This window comes from Rhodococcus sp. NPDC054953, assembly GCF_053609225.1.
On the sequence record NZ_JBSGXD010000012.1, the window covers coordinates 1 to 20,276 of the forward strand.

20 protein-coding genes and 1 pseudogene are annotated in these 20,276 nt (G+C 70.6%); 13 read left to right on the top strand and 8 right to left on the bottom strand.

The window, feature by feature from the left end:
- The 6 genes and pseudogenes from ACWF62_RS10510 to ACWF62_RS10535 all read right to left on the bottom strand — a co-directional run.
- Positions 1 to 524: pseudogene (locus ACWF62_RS10510) on the bottom strand (protocatechuate dioxygenase); the annotation flags it as partial.
- A gap of 85 nt (positions 525 to 609) precedes the next feature.
- Positions 610 to 1,221: a DUF4190 domain-containing protein gene (locus ACWF62_RS10515; RefSeq protein WP_452629999.1), complete on the bottom strand. Its 612-nt coding sequence runs from the start codon at positions 1,219 to 1,221 to the stop codon at positions 610 to 612.
- Positions 1,222 to 1,299: 78 nt separating this feature from the next.
- Positions 1,300 to 2,205, bottom strand: coding sequence for a PaaI family thioesterase (locus ACWF62_RS10520; RefSeq protein WP_452630000.1), 906 nt, complete (start codon positions 2,203 to 2,205; stop codon positions 1,300 to 1,302).
- A gap of 30 nt (positions 2,206 to 2,235) precedes the next feature.
- Positions 2,236 to 3,009, bottom strand: coding sequence for a pirin family protein (locus ACWF62_RS10525; RefSeq protein ID WP_378509249.1), 774 nt, complete (start codon positions 3,007 to 3,009; stop codon positions 2,236 to 2,238).
- A 138-nt stretch (positions 3,010 to 3,147) separates the two neighbouring features.
- Positions 3,148 to 4,116 (bottom strand): pirin family protein, encoded by a 969-nt coding sequence (locus tag ACWF62_RS10530; RefSeq protein ID WP_452630001.1) that lies wholly within the window; start codon positions 4,114 to 4,116, stop codon positions 3,148 to 3,150.
- Positions 4,117 to 4,198: 82 nt separating this feature from the next.
- Positions 4,199 to 5,140 carry an NADP-dependent oxidoreductase gene (locus ACWF62_RS10535; protein WP_452630067.1) on the bottom strand — a complete coding sequence of 314 codons (942 nt, stop codon included), beginning with the start codon at positions 5,138 to 5,140 and terminating at the stop codon, positions 4,199 to 4,201.
- Between the two features lie 115 nt (positions 5,141 to 5,255).
- On the opposite strand from ACWF62_RS10535, the gene ACWF62_RS10540 reads away from it, so the two are divergent.
- From ACWF62_RS10540 to ACWF62_RS10555, 4 genes are read left to right on the top strand one after another with little or no spacing between them, the layout of a single operon-like run.
- Positions 5,256 to 5,855: a TetR/AcrR family transcriptional regulator gene (locus tag ACWF62_RS10540; protein ID WP_452630003.1), complete on the top strand. Its 600-nt coding sequence runs from the start codon at positions 5,256 to 5,258 to the stop codon at positions 5,853 to 5,855.
- Positions 5,852 to 6,481: a DedA family protein gene (locus tag ACWF62_RS10545; RefSeq protein WP_452630004.1), complete on the top strand. Its 630-nt coding sequence runs from the start codon at positions 5,852 to 5,854 to the stop codon at positions 6,479 to 6,481. Before ACWF62_RS10540 ends, ACWF62_RS10545 begins: the two co-directional genes overlap by 4 nt.
- A 58-nt stretch (positions 6,482 to 6,539) precedes the next feature.
- Positions 6,540 to 7,850 (top strand): YhgE/Pip domain-containing protein, encoded by a 1,311-nt coding sequence (locus ACWF62_RS10550; protein WP_452630005.1) that lies wholly within the window; start codon positions 6,540 to 6,542, stop codon positions 7,848 to 7,850.
- A gap of 7 nt (positions 7,851 to 7,857) precedes the next feature.
- On the top strand, positions 7,858 to 8,568 hold the full coding sequence (locus ACWF62_RS10555) for an SIMPL domain-containing protein (RefSeq protein ID WP_452630006.1): 711 nt from the start codon (positions 7,858 to 7,860) through the stop codon (positions 8,566 to 8,568).
- Here ACWF62_RS10555 and ACWF62_RS10560 read toward each other — a convergent pair.
- Positions 8,553 to 8,984 (bottom strand): heme-binding protein, encoded by a 432-nt coding sequence (locus tag ACWF62_RS10560; RefSeq protein ID WP_378509255.1) that lies wholly within the window; start codon positions 8,982 to 8,984, stop codon positions 8,553 to 8,555. The genes ACWF62_RS10555 and ACWF62_RS10560 overlap by 16 nt on opposite strands.
- Positions 8,985 to 9,209: 225 nt before the next feature.
- Between ACWF62_RS10560 and ACWF62_RS10565 the strand changes: the two genes are divergently transcribed.
- The 9 genes from ACWF62_RS10565 (at position 9,210) to ACWF62_RS10605 (ending at position 19,628) form a co-directional block, all read left to right on the top strand.
- A complete protein-coding gene (locus ACWF62_RS10565) occupies positions 9,210 to 10,730 on the top strand; it encodes an ABC transporter substrate-binding protein (protein ID WP_452630008.1) in 1,521 nt (506 codons plus the stop codon).
- Positions 10,731 to 10,766: 36 nt separating this feature from the next.
- Positions 10,767 to 12,308 carry an ABC transporter substrate-binding protein gene (locus ACWF62_RS10570; protein ID WP_452630009.1) on the top strand — a complete coding sequence of 514 codons (1,542 nt, stop codon included), beginning with the start codon at positions 10,767 to 10,769 and terminating at the stop codon, positions 12,306 to 12,308.
- A gap of 68 nt (positions 12,309 to 12,376) precedes the next feature.
- Positions 12,377 to 13,921, top strand: a complete 1,545-nt coding sequence (locus ACWF62_RS10575; protein WP_452630010.1) for an ABC transporter substrate-binding protein — start codon at positions 12,377 to 12,379, stop codon at positions 13,919 to 13,921.
- 17 nt (positions 13,922 to 13,938) lie between these two features.
- Positions 13,939 to 14,886, top strand: a complete 948-nt coding sequence (locus ACWF62_RS10580) for an ABC transporter permease (protein ID WP_452630012.1) — start codon at positions 13,939 to 13,941, stop codon at positions 14,884 to 14,886.
- The gene (locus ACWF62_RS10585) at positions 14,883 to 15,788 is read left to right on the top strand and encodes an ABC transporter permease (protein WP_378570443.1); all 906 of its coding nucleotides are present in this window, start codon (positions 14,883 to 14,885) and stop codon (positions 15,786 to 15,788) included. Before ACWF62_RS10580 ends, ACWF62_RS10585 begins: the two co-directional genes overlap by 4 nt.
- On the top strand, positions 15,785 to 16,771 hold the full coding sequence (locus ACWF62_RS10590) for an ABC transporter ATP-binding protein (protein WP_452630013.1): 987 nt from the start codon (positions 15,785 to 15,787) through the stop codon (positions 16,769 to 16,771). The genes ACWF62_RS10585 and ACWF62_RS10590 overlap by 4 nt, the downstream gene beginning before the upstream one ends.
- Positions 16,768 to 17,760 (top strand): ABC transporter ATP-binding protein, encoded by a 993-nt coding sequence (locus ACWF62_RS10595; RefSeq protein WP_452630068.1) that lies wholly within the window; start codon positions 16,768 to 16,770, stop codon positions 17,758 to 17,760. Before ACWF62_RS10590 ends, ACWF62_RS10595 begins: the two co-directional genes overlap by 4 nt.
- Positions 17,761 to 17,799: 39 nt before the next feature.
- Positions 17,800 to 18,660, top strand: a complete 861-nt coding sequence (locus ACWF62_RS10600; protein ID WP_452630014.1) for an alpha/beta hydrolase — start codon at positions 17,800 to 17,802, stop codon at positions 18,658 to 18,660.
- Positions 18,660 to 19,628: an alpha/beta fold hydrolase gene (locus ACWF62_RS10605; RefSeq protein WP_452630015.1), complete on the top strand. Its 969-nt coding sequence runs from the start codon at positions 18,660 to 18,662 to the stop codon at positions 19,626 to 19,628. The genes ACWF62_RS10600 and ACWF62_RS10605 overlap by 1 nt, the downstream gene beginning before the upstream one ends.
- 166 nt (positions 19,629 to 19,794) lie before the next feature.
- Here the strand turns inward: ACWF62_RS10605 and ACWF62_RS10610 are convergent, their stop codons facing one another.
- Positions 19,795 to 20,232, bottom strand: a complete 438-nt coding sequence (locus ACWF62_RS10610) for a 6,7-dimethyl-8-ribityllumazine synthase (RefSeq protein WP_378509181.1) — start codon at positions 20,230 to 20,232, stop codon at positions 19,795 to 19,797.
- Positions 20,233 to 20,276: the final 44 nt, after the last annotated feature.

Consider the following 20,276-nt stretch of genomic DNA (forward strand, 5'->3'; position numbering starts at 1 on the left):
GCGCTGTAGGAGCCGTTGGAGAGGATGAAGGAGGTGTCCGGGCCGGGTGCGCCCTGGGTCGGCGGCCCGCCCGGCGTCGCGGCCTGCGGTGGGTAGCCGTTGGCGCTCCGGGAGCCGGACTCGAAGCCGGAGTACACGCCGCCCGCGTCGCAGTGCCAGATCTCGACAACCGCGTTGGCGATCCCGCCGCCGCTCGCGGGGGTGCAGGTGTCCGAATCCTGGATGCGCAGAACCACTTCGAACGTGGTCCCCGGCCGGTCCTCTCGGATGTCGTTGCGGATCGAGTCGACGTCGAACCAGTAGGGGCCCTGCGTTTCCTCCTTGCCTGCGACGCACTGCGGTGCGCGGGCGAGCAGGGCGACCGCGTCGTCCGAGGCGGAGCCCGCCGCGGTCGTCGGCGGGGGGTCGGACGACCCCCCGGTCGAGCAGGCGGCGATCAGCCCGGACAGCCCGACGGTGCCGCCGAGGGCGAGGGCCCGGCGCCTGCTCACCCGCGCGCGGCTGCTCTCGATGTCCTTGTTCACCCGTGACCCCGCTTCGTCCGACGTTGCTGCGACGTCCATTCTGATTCGTCGGGAAATCGCATCGGGCACCGGAGGGGTCGCGGCGTCAGCGGGGGGCCGGCGTCAGCGTGATGGACAGCTGGTTCTCGACGTTCTGCCGGAACTCGTCCTGGCACCGTTCGATCGCGGCGCTGTCGGTGCCCGCATCGCGGAGGCAGTCGACGAGGTCGCGGCCGCCGACCTTGTTGAAGATCCCGACCCCGACCACCACCAGCACGATCGAGACGATCACGGCCAGTGCCCCGAGGATGATGCCCGCCAGGGACATCCCGCCGTTGGTGGCGCGACGCTTCTTGAACTGCGAGCGCCCGACGAAGCCGAGGATGACGGCGAGGACACCGAGCACGATGCCGCCGATGATCGTCCAGACGCCGAGGACCGCGAGAACGCCGAGGATCAGCGCCGCGATCCCCGCGCCGTTGCTTGGGGACGGCTGCGGCTGGTACCCGCCCGGTGGGTAGCCGCCCGGCGGAACCTGTCCGCCCGGGTACGGCTGTCCCGGGTAGGGCTGCCCGTACTGCGGCGGCGGCCCCGGATACGGCTGCCCACCGGGGTACTGGGGCTGTCCGCCCGGGTAGGCGGCGCCGGAGCCGGGCGGTCCGTACTGCGGCGGTTGCCCCTCGGGTGTTCCGTCGGGATTCGGCGGCTGATTCGTCATGACTCTCCTCGGCTGGCGCGACGTCCGCACTAGCAGGTTAGCCCCGCCGACGCCGGGGCGGCGGTCACGACGGTCGTGTCAGAGCAGGTGGACGCTGGACTGCGCGCGGGCCAGCACGATCCCCGACGAGTCGACCGTCTCGGTGTCGATCAGCGCGAGGCGCCTGCCCGCGCGCACGACCTCGGCCCGCACCCGCACCGGACCGCCGTCAAGGGCGGGGGACCGGACGAAGTCGATCCGCAGGTCCAGGGCGCGGTAGTGCTGGCCGGGCGCGGTCAGCGTCTGCGCGGCGAGGCCGGTCATCAGATCCGACACCGCGATCAGGTTGCCGCCCTGCACGGTGCCCAGGTAGTTCGCCATCCACGGCCGCGGCGTGAACGTGCCGACGACGCGGCCCGGCCCGACCTCGGCCAGGTCGACGCCGAACAACCCGGCCAGCGGGCCACGGGCCACCGCGCCGGAGCCGATCGCGGTCACCACGTCGAGACCGGACCGGCCCGCGAACTCGGTGGGATCGGTGCCCGGCTCGGCGTCGGGGACGGGGAGCGGGGGGCCGCCGAACACGGTGTCGGCGTGGGTGGCGCCGCGGGTGACGACGACCGCCCGCGCGGTCAGTGCCGCGTACGACTGCCCGTCCGGCCCGGTCAGGTCGCCCGCGGCCAGTCCGATTCCGGTGTCGAGGTCGAGGTGCACGGCGTTGCCGCGGGCCACGATGTCGCCGCGGTCGGGCAGCGGCGCCGCCAGCGCGGCGGTGACCTGCGACAGCACGGTCTGCGTTCCGGCGGGCACGGACCGCCCGACGGCGCCGCCGGGGACCGCGTCGACGAGGATGCCGACGGAGCCGAGGATCGTCCGGCCGCGATGATCGTGGAACCGGGGTCCGACCTCCTGGGTGTGCTCGGTGCGGCCGGGTTCGACGGGGCCGGGGCGGGCGCCCATCATCGCCATCAGGCGGTCGACGCGAGGAGCATCGGTGGAGGTCATGGCACCGTTTCTACCATCCGGATCGGGCCGTCAGCCGCCGAGCCGGGTGTGCATCTCCCAGACCAGGATCTCGGCGGGCCGGTCGGCCGTCAGGCGGTGGCCGCCGGTCGAGGTGAACCGCACCGCGTCGCCCTCGGACAGCGGGCCTGCACCCTCGAGGTCCACCTCGCCCTCGGCGACGAACAGGTGCAGGTACGGCGCCTCGGGCAGGGTCAGGCTGTCGCCGGCCCGCATCCGCGCGACGTACAGGGCGGCACCCCGGTTGTTGATGGTGATCGCGGAATTGTCCCGATGCTTGCGCATCCCGGATGCCACCGGCACCAGGCCGCCCCGCATCAGTTCGTCCTCGATCTCAAGCTGCTCGTAGCCGGGGGCGACACCGGACTCGTCGGGCAGCACCCACATCTGGATGAACCGGACCGGGTCGGAGTGGTCGGGGCTCGGCGCCCCGGACAGGCGCCATCCGTCGTTCTTCTCCGAGTGCAGGATTCCGGTGCCCGCGCTCATCCGCTGTGCGAGCCCGGGGTAGATCACCCCGGAGTGCCCCATCGAGTCCTGATGCACGAGCGACCCGCGCAGTACCCAGGTGACGATTTCCATGTCCCGGTGGGGATGGGTGTCGAAGCCCTGTCCCGGGGAGACGATGTCGTCGTTGCTGACGAGCAGCACGCCGTGATGGGTGTTGTCGGGGTCGTAGTGCTGACCGAACGAGAAGGAGTGCTTCGAGTCCAGCCAGTCGATCCGCGTTGCCAGGCGCTCGCCGGCGCGATGGACGTCGATCTGCGGGGTGGGTGGTGCCGACATGCAGCCTCCTTCGTGAACTTCGGTCTTCAACATAGCGAGCGGCGCAGGAGTTCCCCTCATCCGTGATCGAGCCGATGCGTGAACGTTGCCGGTGAGCCGCATCGAATCTCGGTGCACGAGTGAGGCGCTCGGGCCTCTTCAGTCCAGCGTTTCGTGAGCGGCCGGGATCGACCCGAGCCTGCCTGCCTGGAAGTCCTCGAACGCCTGGATGACCTCCGCCTTGGTGTTCATCACGAACGGGCCGGCCATCGCGATGGGTTCGCGGATCGGCCGCCCGCCGAGGACGAAGACCTCGAGCGCCTCGGTGCGCGAGTCCTGGGTGTCGGCGGCCGCGATCGTGATCGTGCTTCCGCGGCGCCCGAACACGGTGAGTTGCCCGGTCCGGACCGGGCGACGTTCCGTACCGACCGTTCCGTCGCCAGCGAGAACATAAGCCAGCGCGTTGAATTCGGGATTCCATGGCAGGGTCACCGAGGCGCCGGGCGCGATTGTCGCGTGCAGCAACGTGATCGGCGTGTGGGTCGAGCCGGGGCCGTGGTGTCCGTCGAGTTCCCCGGCGATGACCCGGATCAGCGCACCGCCGTCCGGCGAGGACAGCAGCGCCACCCGGTTGCCGGTGATGTCCTGGTAGCGGGGTGCGGCCATCTTGTTGTCGCGGGGCAGGTTCACCCACAGCTGCACGCCGTGGAACAGGCCGCCGGTGACCACGAGCTGTTCGGGTGGGGTCTCGATGTGCAGGATGCCGCCGCCCGCGGTCATCCACTGGGTGTCGCCGCCGCCGATCGCGCCGCCGCCGCCGTTGGAGTCCCGGTGTTCGAGGGCGCCGTCGATCATGTAGGTGACGGTCTCGAAGCCGCGGTGTGGATGCCAGGGGGTGCCCTTGGCCTCGCCGGGCGCCGCCTCGTTCTCGCCCATCTGATCCATGTGCAGGAACGGGTCGAGGTGGGCCAGGTCGACGCCAGCGAAGGCGCGCCGGACCGGGAAGCCCTCGCCCTCGTAGCCGCGCGGGGCGGTGGTCACCGACAGCACCGGGCGGGCAAGGGCGTCGGGCGCTGCCGCGGAGACGCGGGGCAGCGCGAGGATGTTGTCGGCGGTCACGGCGGGCATGCTGCGCTCCTCGGATTAGTAGTTGATTATTCAACTAGCTCACCGTACTCAACGTGCGCCGCCCGGAACTATTCCCGCACCGTCACGGCAGCAGTACGAACTTGCCTCGCGGGTGCCGTCCGGTCAGCTCGCGGTGCGCACGGGCCGCGTCGGCGAGCGGAAACGTCGCTGCGATCGTCACCTCGAGCGATCCGCGACCGGCGAGTTCGACCAGCTCGGCGCGCGCCTCGCGCCGGATCCGGGCGCTGTCCGGGTCGCCGCCGCCGATCGCGCGGAAGCCGTCCCGCCCGGCCCGCTCGAACGCGACGATCGTGACTATCCGGCCGCGGTCGCCGACGAGGGCGAGCGACGCGTCGATCGCCTCGTCGGTGCCCGCGGTGTCGATCGCCGCATCGACCCCGTCCGGGGCCAGCGCCCGCACCCGGTCGAGGAGCCCGTCGCCGTACTCGACCGGGATCACCCCGAGCGCGCGCAGGTGGTCGTGGTTCGTCGCGCGAGCGGTGCCGATCACGGTGGCGCCACGGGCGAGCGCCAGCTGCGCGGTCGCGGCGCCGACGGCCCCGGAGGCGCCGTGCAGGAGGACGGTGTCACCCGTCGCGACCCGGGCGGTGGTCAGCGCGTCGACGGCCGTGGTTCCGCTGGACAGCAGGGCGGCCGCCTGCTCGAAGGACAGGCTCGGAGGCTTGGCGAGGGTGACGGATGCCGGCACCGTGAGGCACTCGGTGTAGGTGCGGGCGCCGGGGTTGACGATGACCTCATCGCCGACCGAGACCGGACCGGTCGGGCCGACCGCGTCCGCCCCGACGGCCGTCACCACGCCCGACGCCTCGATGCCCGGCCGGATCGGCAGCCGTGCGGGATCGGCGCCAAAAGCGCCGCTGTACGACTTGACGTCGAACGGGTTGACCCCGATCGCGCGCAGGCGTACCTGCACCTCGCCCGGTCCGGGAGCGGGCACCGGCTCGGTGATGACGGTGAGGACCTCGGGGTCGCCGTATGCGGCCGCCACCACGGACGCGGTCATGCCATGTTCGGTCATGTCCGGCCAACCCGGGGTCGGCACTAGCTATTCCCAAGCGCCGAAATTTGTACCTCATACAAATTTGGACCGAGTGTAAGTTCGGGCGTAGGCTGGTGCCGTGACCCAGGCATCGGGGCTGCGCGCCGCCAAGAAGCTCGACACCTGGCGCGCCCTGCGCGGCGCCGCCGTCGATCTCGTCACGGCCCGCGGTTTCGACGAGGTGAGCGTCGAGGAGATCGCCGCCGCCGCCCGCGTCTCCAAGAGCACGTTGTTCAACTATTTCGACTCCAAGGAAGCGCTGCTGCTCGATCCCGACCCCGAGGATCCGGCCCGCTGGCGGGCGTTGGCCGATGCGCGGCCCGCGGACGAGCCGGTGTGGCAGGCACTGTGCGAGATCCTCGTCGGGGTCACCTGTCGCGACGAAGCACGGCTGCTGCTGCGCAAGGCGATGATCGAGCAGTGCCAGGCGATGCTCGAGCCCGCGATCGCCGCCAGCGAACCGTTCCGCGGATTCGTCCGGGAATGGGTCGGCGGCCGGATCCCCGCCGACCCGATGCTCGTCGCATTCGTCGTGAACTCCGCGCTCGCGGTGATGCACACCGCGTACCGAGGCTGGCGACCCGACGAGGGTGCGCCCGCCTTCGAACGGATCCTGCGCGACGGGTTCGCCGTTCTCGGTCGCGGACTGCTCGACCTCCCGTCTGCGGGCCCGGTGTGACCGCCCTGCTGGAGCGGCTACAGGAGCTCGAGCCGCTCGTCGTCTACCTCGCCGTCGCTGCCTTCGTGTTCGTCGAGGACGCCCTGTTCATCGGGTTCGTCGTGCCCGGCGAGACGGCCGCGATCGTCGGTGGGGTGATCGCCAGCCAGGCCCGCGTCGACCTGTGGGCGATGATCGTCGTTGTCGTGGTGGCCGCACTGCTCGGTGACACCGTCGGCTTCGGGGTCGGCCGCCGGATCGGGCCCCGGATCCTGCGGCTGCCGTTCGTCGCGGGCGGCCGACTCGACGGGGCACGCGACCTGCTGCGCCGCCGTGGTGGTCCGGCCGTGTTCCTCGCCCGGTTCGTCGCGTTCCTCCGGACCGTGATGCCCCCGCTCGCCGGGATCAGCGGCATGCCCTACCGGCGGTTCCTTGCCTTCAACGCGGTCGCCGCGCTGATCTTCGGGGCGGGCAACGTCCTGCTCGGCTATCTTGCCGGGCACTCCTACGAGCGGGTCGAATCGGCGCTCGGCAGTGGCATGTGGCTGCTGGTCGCCGTCGCCGCGGCGGGGGCGCTCGGCTGGTGGGTGCGGCGCCGTTTCAAGCCCGGGTCCGGCGCGCACACACCGGAACCTGATCCCGTCTGAGAGCAATTCTCATGTGCGTGCCAATCCCTCCCCAGGGACCGCACGTACGGTCGGTTGCATGCCTGATGTCCTACCCGTCCTCCGCCGCCGGTGGCCCGTTCTCGCGTTGACCGCCGTCCTGCTGATCGTCGGGGCCGGGCTCGTCCTCGGATTGCGGCCCGCGGCGCCGCCGCCGCGCACGGTGGCGATCGTCAACGACGACCGCGGGGCGGACGCGATCGGGGAACGCGTGATCGACGCGCTCGAACGGTCCGAGGGATTCGCCTGGGAGGTCGTCGACGCCGACACGGCTGCCGACCGGACGTACCTTGCCGCGGTCACCATCCCGGAGGACTTCTCCGACGCCGTCACCTCGCTCGGAACCACGGCGCCGCGGCAGGCGGAGGTGACGGTCCGGCGCGGCAGCGCCGCCGACGACGAGACGCTGACCCGGCTGGCGGCCACCGTCACCGAGGTCACCTCCTCGGCAGGCATCCGGGACCTGCTGTCCGGGATGGCCTCGGCCCGGTCACAGGTGCAGCAGGCGCTGCTGCCCGCCCAGGTCCTGTCAACCGCGACCGCCGCCGCCGACACCCAGGCCAGGCAGATGTTGGACGGGGTGACCGCAATGCTGCCGTACCTGCAGACCGCGAACGACGGCGCGAACCAGCTCGTCGACGTCGCAGGGCAGGTATCGGGCATGGTCGAGCAGGCCAGGGGGCCCGCGGGTGAGCTGGCGACCCGGCTGACCGACCTCGGTGTCACGGTCGGGGATGTCACGACCGGCCTCGACCGCGCGCAGCGGGGACTCGACGAGGTGGCGGCGCGGGTGACGGCCGTCGACGGCGACGCCGCAGCGGCGCTGGAACGCACCGGCAGTGACCTGGCCGACCTCAGCCGGCAGCTGGGCGCGATCACCGGGCTGCTCGGCAGCGGGGTCGGACCCGACACCACCCTCGGCGACGCGGTCGGCGACGGCTTCGGGCAGCTGGAGTCGGTCTCGGCCCAGCTGTCCGGCGCGGGCCGCCAGCTGCAGGACGGGATCGGTCCGATCGCCGCGCAGGCCCCCGAACTGCTCGGTGGAACCACCGACCAGATCCTCGCCGGCATCGATCAGCTGAAGTCGGTGTCCGGGCAGCTGCGTGACCAGGTGGCGAAGGGGGTCGACGCGATCCCGGCCCGCAGCGGTGCTCAGCAGGACGCGATGTCCGATGCGATGGCCGCGCCGGTCGCGGTCGCGGTGACCGGCACCGCCGGGACCGACCCGATCGGCCCCCGGACCCTGATGATCCTGTTCGCCGGGACCACGGTGGCCCTGGCCGCGGCGCTGGCCTGGGTGGGGACACGCCGGACCGGTAACCCGGCCACACCGGCGGCGGCTGCGTCATAGTTGGGGCATGGCAACCTTGCGGGCGGTGGGCGTGGCGGTGTCGGCGGCGGCGGTGATCCTGGTCGCGGGCTGCGCCGCGGACACCTCGTCGGGTGGCGGATCCGAGTCCGCGCCTCCGGGAATCAGCACTCAGGGTGTCGGGAAGGTCAGCGCGGCCCCGGACACCGCGACCGTGGTGCTCGGCGTGCAGACGCAGGACGCCACCGCGGAGGCCGCGCTTGCCGCGAACGCGGAACGGGCAACGGCCCTGACGGATGCGTTGAAGAGTCGCGGAGTGGCGGCGGCGGACATCGCCACCAGCGGGCTGTCAGTGCAGCCGACCTATGCGCCCGCATCGTCGACGATCACCGGCTACCAGGTGACCAATCAGGTGACCGCCACCGTTCACGACATCGCCGGTGCGGGCGGCCTCATCGACGGGGCGGCCGCCGCGGCAGGGGACGCGGTGCGGGTGCAGCAGTTGACCTTCTCCATCGGCGACGACAGTGACCTGCGCGCCGAGGCCCGCGCCAGGGCCGTCGAGCAGGCGCGGGCGCAGGCCGGGCAGATCGCCGACGCGGCGGGCGTCGAGCTCGGTGACGTCCGGTCAATCAGCGAGGTCACCGCGGCGGCACCGCCGATGCCGGGCGTCATGATGGACCGGGCGCCATCCACCCCGATCGAGCCGGGCATGCAGGACCTGACCGTCACCGTGTCCGTGGTCTACGACATCGACTGACCGAGAGCCTTCACCGCTGCATACCCGGCCCGCGCGTAGGCGGCGTCCTCGTCGGGTTCGGCGCCGCTGACCCCGATCGCCCCGACCACGGTGCCCGCCAGCCGAATCGGCACCCCGCCGGGAAGGGTTGTCATCGGGTGCGCGGCCTGCGCCCCGATGAGCTCAAGCAACTCCGGGTGCGCGACCTTCAGCCCGGCGAGGTCGCCGGACGCCGCCCCCATCGCGGCCGCCGTTGCCGCCTTCGCGCGGGCCACCCCCGCCGTGAACCACGGCGCCCCGTCACTTCGCGCAGCGAGCACGTCATGACCACGGTCGTCGACGACGACCACGCTGACCCGCTTGTCCTGTTGCGCCGCAGCCGCGAACGCCGCGTCGACCGCGGCCCGGGCTCTCACCAGATTCAGCACGTTGTTCATCGGGCGACCGTACCCGGCGAGCCGGATCCCGTGGTGCGGGACCGGGACCGGGCGCCCGACCGTGACCGATCGAGCGCGCGGCGCCGGTGACCCGCTCGGTCCCACTGAGCGGGACCTGCTCGGAGTGCTCCACGTCACACCGCTTACGTTCGCGTCAGACCGACGGATTCGGTGTGTTCCCGCGTGCCTCGGCACTGCATGGGTGCGCGTCGGGAAGGAATGTGTATGTCACGCAAGCTCGTTGTCGCACTCGGACTGTCCGCCGCCCTGCTCGCCGGCTGCGGTGCTGCCGAGACGTCGTCGTCCGGGGTGGCCGATCCGAACGCCACCTTCCACTATGCGACGGTCTACGGGACCTCCTCGTTCGACCCGCACAAGACGAAGATCACCAGCGACGCGACCATGCTCAACCTGGTGTACGACCGCCTCGTTCACCGCGACACCGACGCCAATCCCATTCCAGGCCTGGCGGAGTCGTGGCAGTTCGGTGACGGAACGCTGACGCTGCTGCTGCGTGACGGGGTGACCTTCGCCGACGGCACCCCGTTTGACTCCGCCGTCGTCAAGGCGAACCTGGAACGGGCGATGGAGCCGGACTCGGTGACCGCCTCGATGCTCACCGTGGTTACCGGGGTGCAGACCCCGGACCCGCGTACCGCGGTCCTCACCCTGAACGGTCCGGGAGCCCAGCTGGTGCTGACGCTCTCCGATCTGCCGGGAATGATGGTCAACCCCAACGCCTTCGGTACGCCGGAGAAGGACGCTGCGCTCGCCCTGTCGCCGGCCGGAACCGGCAGGTACACGGTCGCAGCATCTCGCCCCGGCGCCGAATACGAGTTCGCGGCCAGGGACGGCTACTGGGATCCCGAGGCGGTCACCTCGACCCGGTTTGTGTGGACCGTGATGACCGACCCACAGACCCGACTGAACGGGGTCGCCTCCGGGGAAGTCTCCGCCGCCATCACCACGCCGCTGACCATCGACGCGGCCGAGCAGCAGGGTCTCACCGTCGAGGCGCCGATCCGGATGGATCACATGGCGATCAACTTCAACCGCACCAGGGGCGAATTCACGAAGCTCGAGGTGCGGCAGGCGCTCGCATACGCGATCGACCGGCAGGCCATCGCCGACACCGCGATGGAGGGTCACGCCGAGGCCGCGACACAGAACTTCCCGAAGCAGTATTTCGCGCACGACGCCGCACTCGACGACACCTACCGGTACGACCCGGAGAGGGCCCGGCAGTTGCTGGCCCAGGCCGGACTGCCGAATGGCTTCAGCTTCACCGCGATTCTGCTGAACCTCCCCGAGAATCAGCTCGTCGCCCAGATCGTGCAGCAGCAGCTCGCCGAGATCGGCATCGACATGCAGTTGCGCCCGCTGCCGCCTGCGGACGCGTCGCCGACCTTCAATCGCGGTGACGCCGACGCGATCGTCACCACCTTCACCGGCCGGGCCGATCCGTCGATCCTGCTGACCTCGCTGTACGGGGCCGCGTCGCCGCAGAACCCGTCGCGCGGCAACGCGCCCGGCTTCCAGGAGGCGCTCGACGCCGCGAATTCGGAACCCGATCTCGCCGTCCGCGGCGAGAAGCTCGGCGCGGTGTCGACGATCGTCAGCGACAACGCGCTCGCGCTGCCGCTGGTGTTCTTCGCGCTCGGCTCGACCCTCGACGATCGGGTCGTCGGATACCAGCCGAACCTGCTCGTCGACGAATGGCGTGGCGTCGGTCTCGCCGCCGAATAGCCGCCCAGTCCAGCCTCATTCGGTCCGATCAAAAGGATGCCTGTGTTCCCACGTAGATTGACGGCCGCGATCGCGGTGTCCACCGCCCTCGTCGCCGGGTGCGGTTCCACCGACTCCGGCGGTGCGTCCGCCGCGGACGTCGACCCGACCGCGACGCTGCGGTACGCCACCACCTACGGCGCGTCCTCCTTCGACCCGCACAAGACGAAGATCACCAGCGACTCGACGATGCTGAACCTGGTCTACGACCGACTCGTGCACCGCGACGTCGACGGCAACCCCGTACCGGGACTTGCGGAGTCGTGGGAATTCGCCGCGGACGGATCCGCGCTGACCCTGCACCTGCGCGAGGGCGTCACCTTCTCCGACGGTGCCGCCGTCGACGCCGCCGCGGTGAAGGCCAACCTGGAGCGGGCACTGGCCCCGGATTCGATCACTTCCTCGATGCTGGCGGGTGTCGCAGGTGTGGACGCCCCGGATCCCGGCACCGTGGTGCTGCGGCTCGCAGGCCCCGGCGCGCAGCTGGTCCTTACCCTCTCCGACCTGCCCGGGATGATGGTGAGCCCGAATGCCTTCGGCACCCCCGAGAAGGACGCGGCCCTCGTGCTCGCGCCGGTCGGGGCGGGCCGGTACACGGTGGTGAACGCGCAGCCGGGCGCCGAATATCAGTACGCGGCGCGGCCGGGCTACTGGGATCCGGACGCGGTGCGGGCCGACGGCTTCCAGTGGACGGTGATGACCGATCCCCAGACCCGGGTCGGCGGCGTTGCATCCGGTCAGCTCGACGCGGGCATCGCGACCCCCCAGTCCATCGACTCGGCGACCGCACAGGGCCTCGAGGCGCAGGTGCAGACCAGCCTGAACAACTACGTGCTCAACCTGAACCGGACGCGCAGCGAGTTCGGGAAGATCGAGGTGCGGCGGGCGCTCGCGCACGCGGTGGACCGCGAGTCGATCGTCGCGTCCGCGCTGGAGGGGCACGGTGAGGCGGCCAGCCAGAACTTCCCGACCGGCTACTTCGCACACGACGACGCGCTCGACGGCCAGTACCCGTTCGATCAGGCGACGGCAAAGAGTCTGCTCGCCGACGCCGGTGTGCCGGAAGGCTTCACGTTCGTCGCCGGGGTGTCGAACCTGCCGGAGAACACCATGATCGGGCAGATCATGAAGGAGCAGCTGGCGCAGGTCGGCATCACCATGGAGATCCGGTCGATGACGCCGACCGACCTGAACCCGGCGTTCAACCGCGGGGAGCTGGACGCGATTCTCACCACCCTGGTGGGTCGGGCCGACCCGTCGCTGCTGCTGACCTCCTTCTACGGCCAGAACTCCGCCCAGAATCCGTCCCACGACGCGATCCCCGGGTTCCAGGAGGCGATGGACGCCGCGAACCGGGCGACCGACCCCGGGCAGCGCGCCGCGCTGCTCGGAGACGTGAGCGAGGTGCTGATGGGCGAGGCCGCGATGCTGCCGATCGCCTTCGCGCAGCTCGGTGCGATCACCTCGGATCAGGTCGTCGGCTACGAACCCAACCGGGTCGTCGACGAGTGGCGCGGTGTCGGCGTGGCGGCCAACTGACGTCACGTGTCGTGCGTCACACTCGGGGCGCTACGGGAGTCTTAGCAGCGGGTGAAATGGGAGGGAACATGTCTCGCAAGATGATCGTCGCGGTCGGGTTGACCGCCGCGCTGCTCGCAGGCTGCGCGGGGACCGCCACCGACGGGGCCTCCGACAGCTCGTCGATGGCCACCGATCCGACCGCCACCTTCCGCTACGCGACCACGTACGGCACGTCGTCGTTCGACCCGCACAAGACGAAGGTCGCGCAGGACAACATCCTGCTCGCGCAGGTCTATGACCGTCTCGTCCAGCGTGATCCGGACGCGAACGCGATTCCGGGGCTCGCGACGTCGTGGGAGTTCGCGCCGGACGGGTCCACCCTGACGCTGCACCTGCGTGAGGGGGTCGTCTTCCAGGACGGGACCCCGTTCGACGCGGCAGCGGTCAAGGCGAACCTGCTGCGGGCGAAGGAGCCGGACTCGATCACCACGACGATGTTGGCGCCCGTCGACCGGATCGACACCCCCGACCCGCGCACCGTGGTGCTCGGCCTGAACGGCCCCGGCGCCCAGTTGGTGCTGACCCTGTCCGACCTGCCGGGGATGATGGTCAGCCCCAACGCCTTCGGGACCCCGGAAAAGGATGCCGCGCTGGTCCTCGACCCGGTCGGCGCCGGCCGGTATACGGTGGCCCGCTCCACACCGGGAGCGGAGTACGAATTCGCGTCCTGGGACGGGTACTGGGACGCGGAGTCGGTCGGGGCGAACCGGTTCCAGTGGACCGTCATGGCCGATCCGCAGACCAGGTTGGGCGCGGTTGCCTCGGACCAGATGGACGCCGCGATCGCGACCCCCCTCATCATCGAACCGGCGCGGTCGCAGGGGCTCGACGTGGAGGTGCAGACCAGCCTCAACCACTACGCGCTCAACCTCAACCGGACCCGCAGCGAGTTCGGCACGGTGGAGGTCCGGCAGGCCGTGACCCGGGCCATCGACCGTGAGGTGCTCGCCGCGACCGCGCTCGAGGGTCACGGCGAGGCGGCATCGCAGAACTTCCCGTCCGGCTATTTCGCGTACAACCCCGACCTCGCCGACCGATTCGCGTACTCCGAGGCGGAGGCGAAGGACCTGCTCGCCAGGGCCGGGGTGCCGAACGGATTCACCTTCACCGCCGGGGTGATGAACCTGCCGGAGAACCAGCTGATCGCGCAGATCGTGCAGGAGCAGCTCGAGAAGGTCGGCATCCGAATGGAGATCCGCACCATGACGCCGCAGGAGATGTCGCCGGTGTTCAACCGGGGCGAACTCGACGCCGTGCTGACCACCGTCGTCGGGCGCGCGGACCCGTCCCTGCTGCTGAGCACCTACTACGGGGCGACGTCGCCGCAGAACCCGTCCGCGGACGCCTTGCCGGGCTTCCAGGAGGCGCTCGACGCGGCGAACCGGGAGTCGGATCCGGTGCGGCGGGGTGAGCTGCTCGCGACGGCGTCCGCGGCCGCGATGGACCAGGCGCCGATGGTGCCGCTGGCGTTCTCAGATATCGGGGGCATCGTGACCGACCGTGTCGTCGGCTACCAGCCGTACCGGGCGATGGACGAATGGGGCGGCGTCGGTATCGCCGCCGCGGACTAGCAGGAGGAACACACACAGTGCTACGTCTGATCGGGAGCCGGCTGCTCGCCGTCGTCCCGCTGCTCCTGATCGCGACCGCGATCACCTTCAGCCTCGTCTTCCTCATCCCTGGCGACCCGGCGCACCGGATCGCAGGCGAGTCGGCGACGCCGGAACAGGTCGAGATGGTCCGGCAGGAACTGGGTCTCGACCAACCGGTCGTGGTGCAGTACGTGAACTTCCTGACCGGCCTCGTGCAGGGCGACCTCGGCACCAGCTTCACCTACAAGGCGCCGGTGCTGGATATGATCGTCGACCGGATCCCGGTGACGCTGTCGTTGGCGGTGGTCTCGGTGATCGTCGCCCTGCTCATCGGTATCCCGGCGGGCATCGTCGGCGGCAGCAGGCCGGGCAGCTGGCAGGATCGGGTCGCCGGTGTCGGGTCAACCCTCGGTGTCGCGACACCCAACTTCGTTCTCGCGCTGCTGCTGGTGCTGCTCTTCGCGATGAATCTGAAGGTGTTGCCCGCCACCGGATACACGCCCCTGGCGAAGGGGCTGTGGCCGTGGCTCTCGCACCTGCTGCTGCCCGCGATCGCGCTCGGCGTCGCCGCGGCAGCGGAGATCGCCAGGCAGCTGCGGAGTTCGATGATCGACGTGATGCAGCAGGACTACATCCGCACCGCGACGGCGAAGGGCCTGTCGCGGCGCACCGTCCTGGTCAAACACGCGTTGAAGAACGCCTTCATCCCCACGGCCACCGTCCTCGGCATGCAGATCGCGTTCCTGCTCGGCGGTACCGCCGTCATCGAATCGGTGTTCGGGCTCAAGGGTCTCGGCGATCTCGCGATCCAGGCGGTGCTGTCCGGTGACCTGCCGACGATTCAGGGCGTGGTCATCTTCGGAGTGCTCGCCACCGTGGTGATGAGCCTGCTGGTGGACATCTCGTACGGCTACCTCAACCCGAAGACTAGGAGGGCCGCATGACCGCACTGGATGCGACCAATTCGGTCACCGACGGATCCGTTGCCGATGTCGTGGAGTCGCCGCGCCGCCGGTTCTTCCGCAGGCTCCGCGGTCGACGGGCAGCGGTGCTGTCGGCGGCCTTCCTGATCGCGATCACCGTCATCGGGCTGCTGGCGCCGCTGATCGCCCCGCACGACCCCCTCGCGCAGGAACTGACCGCCCGCCGACTGCCCCCGCTGAGCGATGGCTACCTGCTGGGCACCGACAACCTCGGACGGGACACGTTGTCCCGGTTGATGTACGGGATGCGGGTCGCGGTGTCCGCCGCCGCGATCTCGGTGTCCGTCGGGTTGGTGCTCGGGGTGGTCCCCGCGCTGATCGCCGGCTTCCTCGGCAAGCGGTGGGACGCGGTGATCTCGCGTGTCGCGGACGCCTTCCTCAGCTTCCCGCCGCTGCTGCTCGCGATGGCCATCGTCGGTGTGATGGGACCGAACCTGACCAACGCCATGATCGCGATCGGCATCGTGTTCGCGCCCCGCTTCTACCGGGTGGTGCGCGGCGCGGTGATCTCGGTGCGCGAGGACACCTTCATCGAGGCGTCTCGGAGCATCGGGACCCCGACCGGACGGATCATCCGCACCCACGTCCTCCCGCACATCTTCTCCCCGCTGATCGTCCAGGTCAGTCTCGCCTGCGGGTTCGCGATGCTCGCGGAGTCGTCGCTGAGCTTCCTCGGCCTCGGTGTGCAGCCACCCGACCCGAGTTGGGGGCGGATGCTCGCCGAGGGGCGCGAGGCGTGGAACTACACGCCGTGGCCGGTGCTGATTCCGGCGGTCGCGATCATCCTCGCGGTGCTGGCCTGCAACACCCTCGGCGACGGCATCCGGGATTCCGTCGGACGCGAGAACAGGAGTGAGCGATGAGCGAGACGTTGCTGACCGTCGAGGGACTCGGCGTCGAGTTCCTCACCCACGGCGGATGGACCCCGGTGCTGCAGGACGTCACCTTCGACGTCCGGGCGGGTGACCTCGTCGGGCTGGTCGGGGAGTCGGGGTCCGGCAAGAGCGTCACCTGCTCGTCGGTGCTGCGGCTGCTGCCGCAACGCCAGTCGCGGGTGACCGCCGGAAGCATTCGCTTCCAGGGCCGCGACCTGTTGGCCGCGTCCGAACGGGAACTGGGCGCGGTGCGCGGTAACGACATCGCGATGATCTTCCAGGAGCCGATGACGAGCCTGAACCCGGTGTTCACCGTCGGTGACCAGATCGCCGAGGTGGTCCGCAGGCACCGCGGCGTCGGCCGCAAGGCGGCGCTCGCCAGGGCTGTCGAGGTGCTCGACCTGGTCGGCATTCCGAATGCCGCGCGGCGGGTCACGGAGTACCCGCACGAGTTCTCCGGCGGCATGCGGCAGCGGGTGATGATCGCGATGGCGCTCGCCTGTGAGCCCAAGCTGCTGATCGCCGACGAACCGACCACCGCGTTGGACGTCACGATTCAGGCGCAGGTTCTCGACCTGATCCGGGACATGGCAACACAATTCGACATGGGTGTGCTGTTCGTGACCCACGACCTCGGGGTGGTCGCGGACCTGTGCACCGAGGTGGTGGTGATGTATGCGGGTCAGGTCGTTGAGCGGGCCCGCACCGGTGACCTGTACGACACCCCCCGACACCCGTACACGGAGGGGCTGCTCAAGTCGGTGCCGTCGATCGACGGCCGGGTCGACCTGCACACCATCCCCGGCTCCCCGCCGGTCCCCGGCTCAATCCCGACGGGCTGCCGCTTCGCGCCGCGCTGCGGGTACCGGGAACCGGTGTGCGACACCACCGTCGGGTTGGGGGGCCTCGGCGGCGAGCGCCTCGCGCGGTGTGCGCGGGTCGAGGAACTCACCCTGGAGGGATGCTCATGACGGTCGACGTGCAGGCCCGGACCGAGGCGCCGCTGCTCGCCGTGCGCGGACTGAACGTGGAGTTTGGTAGCGGGGAAGCGCTGTTCGGTCGCAGACGGACCGTTCGGGCGGTCAACGACGTCAGCTTCGACATCCGTTCGGGTGAGACCTTTGCGTTGGTCGGCGAGTCGGGGTCGGGGAAGTCGACCACCGCGCGGGGAATTCTCCGGCTCGTCGACGTCGCATCCGGGACCGTCACCCTCGACGGCGTCGACGTGACCGCCCTGTCCCGCACCGAGCTTCGGTCCGCGCGCCGCGACATGCAGATGGTGTTCCAGGACCCGTACTCGTCGTTGGATTCGGCGCGCACCGTCGGCGATGCGATCGCCGAACCCCTCGAGGTGCACACCGATCTCGACGCGGAGGCCCGCCGGCGCAAGGTCGGGGACCTGCTCGAGCAGGTCGGGCTCCGGCGGGAGCACGCCCAGCGGTATCCGTACGAATTCTCCGGCGGGCAGCGTCAGCGCATCGCGATCGCCCGCGCGATCGCCGTCGAACCGAAGCTGATCATCGCGGACGAGGCCGTCAGCGCGCTCGACGTGTCCACCCAGAACCAGGTGATTGCGCTGCTCGAACGACTCTCGCGGGAGCTGGGCATCGCGTACCTATTCATCGCCCACGACCTCGCGGTGGTCCGGCACATCGCGCAGACCACCGCGGTGATGTACCTGGGCCGGATCGTGGAGTGGGGGCCGTCGGATCGCTTGTTCAGCGCGCCCGCGCACCCGTACACCAAGGCGCTGCTGTCGGCGGTCCCGGTCCCGAACCCGCGACGGCAGCGCGAACGGGAACGGATCCGGCTGTCCGGCGAGCTGCCCGACCCGGCCAACCCGCCCCCGGGCTGCGCGTTCAGCACCCGCTGCCCGGTGGCGGTCGAGCGCTGCCGGACCGAGGTCCCGGTGGTGACCGAGGTGGTCGGGGGTGGGCAGGTGGCCTGCCACCTGGCGTAGTCGCCGCGCGCCGGGCGTCGGGCGCATATCGTGGGCGAGGTGACGCGCACAGAGGGATCGTTCACCGGCAATCACGGCACCCGGATCACCTACGACACCTGGACCCCGGACGGGGATCCGGTCGCGATCCTGGTGCTGGCCCACGGGTTCGGCGAGCACGCCCGCCGCTACGACCATGTCGTGCGGCGGCTCACCGACCTCGGCCTGGTGGTGTACGCGCCCGACCACCGCGGGCACGGACGATCCGGCGGTAAGCGCGTCGAGCTCCGGGAGTGGCGCGATTTCACCGACGACCTGCACCGGGTGTTCGCCATCGCCCGCGCCGCGCATCCCGGGCTGCCGGTGTACCTGCTCGGTCACAGCATGGGCGGGGCGATCGCCCTCGACTACGCACTCGACCACCAGGCGGACCTGGCCGGGCTGATCCTGTCCGGCCCCGCCGTCGACGTGGCCTCGGAAACTCCCGGCGTCGTGGTCGCGTTCGGCAAGATGCTCGGCCGGTATCTGCCGGGGTTGCCGGTGGAGACGCTCGACGCGAACCGGGTCTCCCGCGATCCGAAGGTCGTCGCCGCATACAACGCGGACCCGCTGGTGCACCACGGCAAGGTGCCAGCCGGCATTGCGCGCGGGTTGATCGTCAACGCCGAGTCGCTGCCCGCGCGACTGCCCGCGCTGACGGTGCCGTTGCTGCTGATGCACGGCGAGCAGGACGGGCTCGTGAACGTGAACGGCAGCCGGATGATCGCGTCCACCGCCGGGTCGACGGATCTGACATACCGGGAGTACCCGGGCCTGTACCACGAGGTGTTCAACGAACCGGAGCGCGAGCAGGTGCTCGGCGACGTGGTCGAGTGGCTCGCGGCGCATCTGACCGACTCGACGCGCACGGAACGCTCCTGATGTCGGAGCTGACTCATCGGACCCTGCCGGTGAACGGCATCGACCTGCACGTCGCCGAGCAGGGGCAGGGGATGCCGGTGGTGCTGTGCCACGGCTTCCCCGGCCTGTGGTTCACCTGGCGGCACCAGATCGAGGCGCTGTCCCGGGCCGGGTACCGGGTGATCGCCCCCGACATGCGCGGCTACGGGCGCAGCAGCGCGCCCGGCGACGCCGCCGCCTACGACCGTCCGCACACGGTCGGCGACCTCGTCGGGCTGCTCGACGCCCTCGACCTCGAGCAGGCGGTGTTCGCCGGGCACGACTTCGGCGCCCACCTGGTGTGGGACCTGCCCGCCTGGGCGCCCGGGCGGGTGCGGGCGCTGATGCAGCTCAGCGTTCCGCGGACGCCTCGGCTTCCGGTGCAGCCCACCGTCGGGTTCCGGTACCTGGCGTCCCAGCATTTCGCGCACGTGCACTACTTCCAGGAGGTCGGCGTCGCGGACGCCGAACTGAACGGTCGGCCGCGGGAGTTCCTCGCGAAGATCCTGCACGCGCTGTCCGGGGCGAACCGGTACCTGGACTGCTGGGAGTTCCCGTCCGAGGGCAACGGCTACCTCGACGTCCTCCCCGCCCCACCGTCGCTGCCGTGGCCGTGGCTCGATGAGTCCGAATTCGACTACTATGTCGAGGAATTCACCCGAACCGGGTTCACCGGAGGATTGAACTGGTACCGCGCGGAGGATGCGGTGTGGGCGCAGAACGAGACCCGCCACGACCTCCCGATCGAGGTGCCGACCGTCTTCGTCGCCGGCGCGAAGGACCCCGTCCTGGAAATGATGGGACGGGACCCGTTCGCCACCATGCAGACCCTCGTCCCCGGGCTGGTCGGAACCCACGTCGTCGACGGGGCGGGCCACTTCGTCCAGATGGAGAAGCCCGACGAGGTCAACGCGATCTGGCTCGACTTCCTCGCCGGCCTCGACGCCTGACCGCCGCCCGGCCTGACCGCCGCCCGGCCTGACCGCCGCCCGGCCTGACCGCCGCCCGGCCTGACCGCCGCCCGGCCTGACCGAATGTGGGATTCAGTCAGACTGACCGAATCCCACATTCGGTCGGAGGGGGCGGCGGGGGCGGCGGGCTCGGCGGGGGCGGGGGTTACGTGATCGTGGCCAGCGAGGCGAGGGTGGCGGAGCAGGCGTCCGCGACCTCGGCGCCCTTTTTGTCGAAGTGGGCGGTGAAGAAGTCGGCGTGGTCGGTGTGCTCGTGGAAGTGGTGCGGGGTGAGCACCGCGGAGAACACCGGCACGTTGGTGTCGAGTTGCACCCGCATCAGGCCGTCGATCACGGCGGACGCGACGAAGTCGTGCCGGTAGATGCCGCCGTCGACGACGAGTCCCGCGGCGACGACGGCGTCGACGCGTCCAGTGCTGGCCAACCTCTTGGCGTGCAGCGGAATCTCGAACGCGCCGGGCGTCTCGAAGAACTCGATATCGGTGGGGTCGTGTCCGAGCTCGCGCCAGCGGGCGGCGAATGCATCCCGCGCGTGGTCGACGATGGACCGGTGCCAGGTGGCCTGAACGAAGGCGATGGTCATGCGCCGATGCTAGTCCCGGACGCCCGAACCGCCGCCGAGCGGAC

Excerpts from the sequence above, each read along its gene's own strand:
- ACWF62_RS10515 (WP_452629999.1), bottom strand. The coding sequence starts at position 1,221 with ATGACGAATCAGCCGCCGAATCCCGACGGAACACCCGAGGGGCAACCG.
- ACWF62_RS10520 (WP_452630000.1), bottom strand. The coding sequence starts at position 2,205 with ATGACCTCCACCGATGCTCCTCGCGTCGACCGCCTGATGGCGATGATG.
- ACWF62_RS10525 (WP_378509249.1), bottom strand. The coding sequence starts at position 3,009 with ATGTCGGCACCACCCACCCCGCAGATCGACGTCCATCGCGCCGGCGAG.
- ACWF62_RS10530 (WP_452630001.1), bottom strand. The coding sequence starts at position 4,116 with ATGCCCGCCGTGACCGCCGACAACATCCTCGCGCTGCCCCGCGTCTCC.
- ACWF62_RS10535 (WP_452630067.1), bottom strand. The coding sequence starts at position 5,140 with ATGACCGCGTCCGTGGTGGCGGCCGCATACGGCGACCCCGAGGTCCTC.
- ACWF62_RS10550 (WP_452630005.1), top strand. The coding sequence starts at position 6,540 with ATGCCTGATGTCCTACCCGTCCTCCGCCGCCGGTGGCCCGTTCTCGCG.
- ACWF62_RS10555 (WP_452630006.1), top strand. The coding sequence starts at position 7,858 with ATGGCAACCTTGCGGGCGGTGGGCGTGGCGGTGTCGGCGGCGGCGGTG.
- ACWF62_RS10560 (WP_378509255.1), bottom strand. The coding sequence starts at position 8,984 with ATGAACAACGTGCTGAATCTGGTGAGAGCCCGGGCCGCGGTCGACGCG.
- ACWF62_RS10565 (WP_452630008.1), top strand. The coding sequence starts at position 9,210 with ATGTCACGCAAGCTCGTTGTCGCACTCGGACTGTCCGCCGCCCTGCTC.
- ACWF62_RS10570 (WP_452630009.1), top strand. The coding sequence starts at position 10,767 with ATGCCTGTGTTCCCACGTAGATTGACGGCCGCGATCGCGGTGTCCACC.
- ACWF62_RS10575 (WP_452630010.1), top strand. The coding sequence starts at position 12,377 with ATGTCTCGCAAGATGATCGTCGCGGTCGGGTTGACCGCCGCGCTGCTC.
- ACWF62_RS10585 (WP_378570443.1), top strand. The coding sequence starts at position 14,883 with ATGACCGCACTGGATGCGACCAATTCGGTCACCGACGGATCCGTTGCC.
- ACWF62_RS10590 (WP_452630013.1), top strand. The coding sequence starts at position 15,785 with ATGAGCGAGACGTTGCTGACCGTCGAGGGACTCGGCGTCGAGTTCCTC.
- ACWF62_RS10595 (WP_452630068.1), top strand. The coding sequence starts at position 16,768 with ATGACGGTCGACGTGCAGGCCCGGACCGAGGCGCCGCTGCTCGCCGTG.
- ACWF62_RS10605 (WP_452630015.1), top strand. The coding sequence starts at position 18,660 with ATGTCGGAGCTGACTCATCGGACCCTGCCGGTGAACGGCATCGACCTG.
- ACWF62_RS10610 (WP_378509181.1), bottom strand. The coding sequence starts at position 20,232 with ATGACCATCGCCTTCGTTCAGGCCACCTGGCACCGGTCCATCGTCGAC.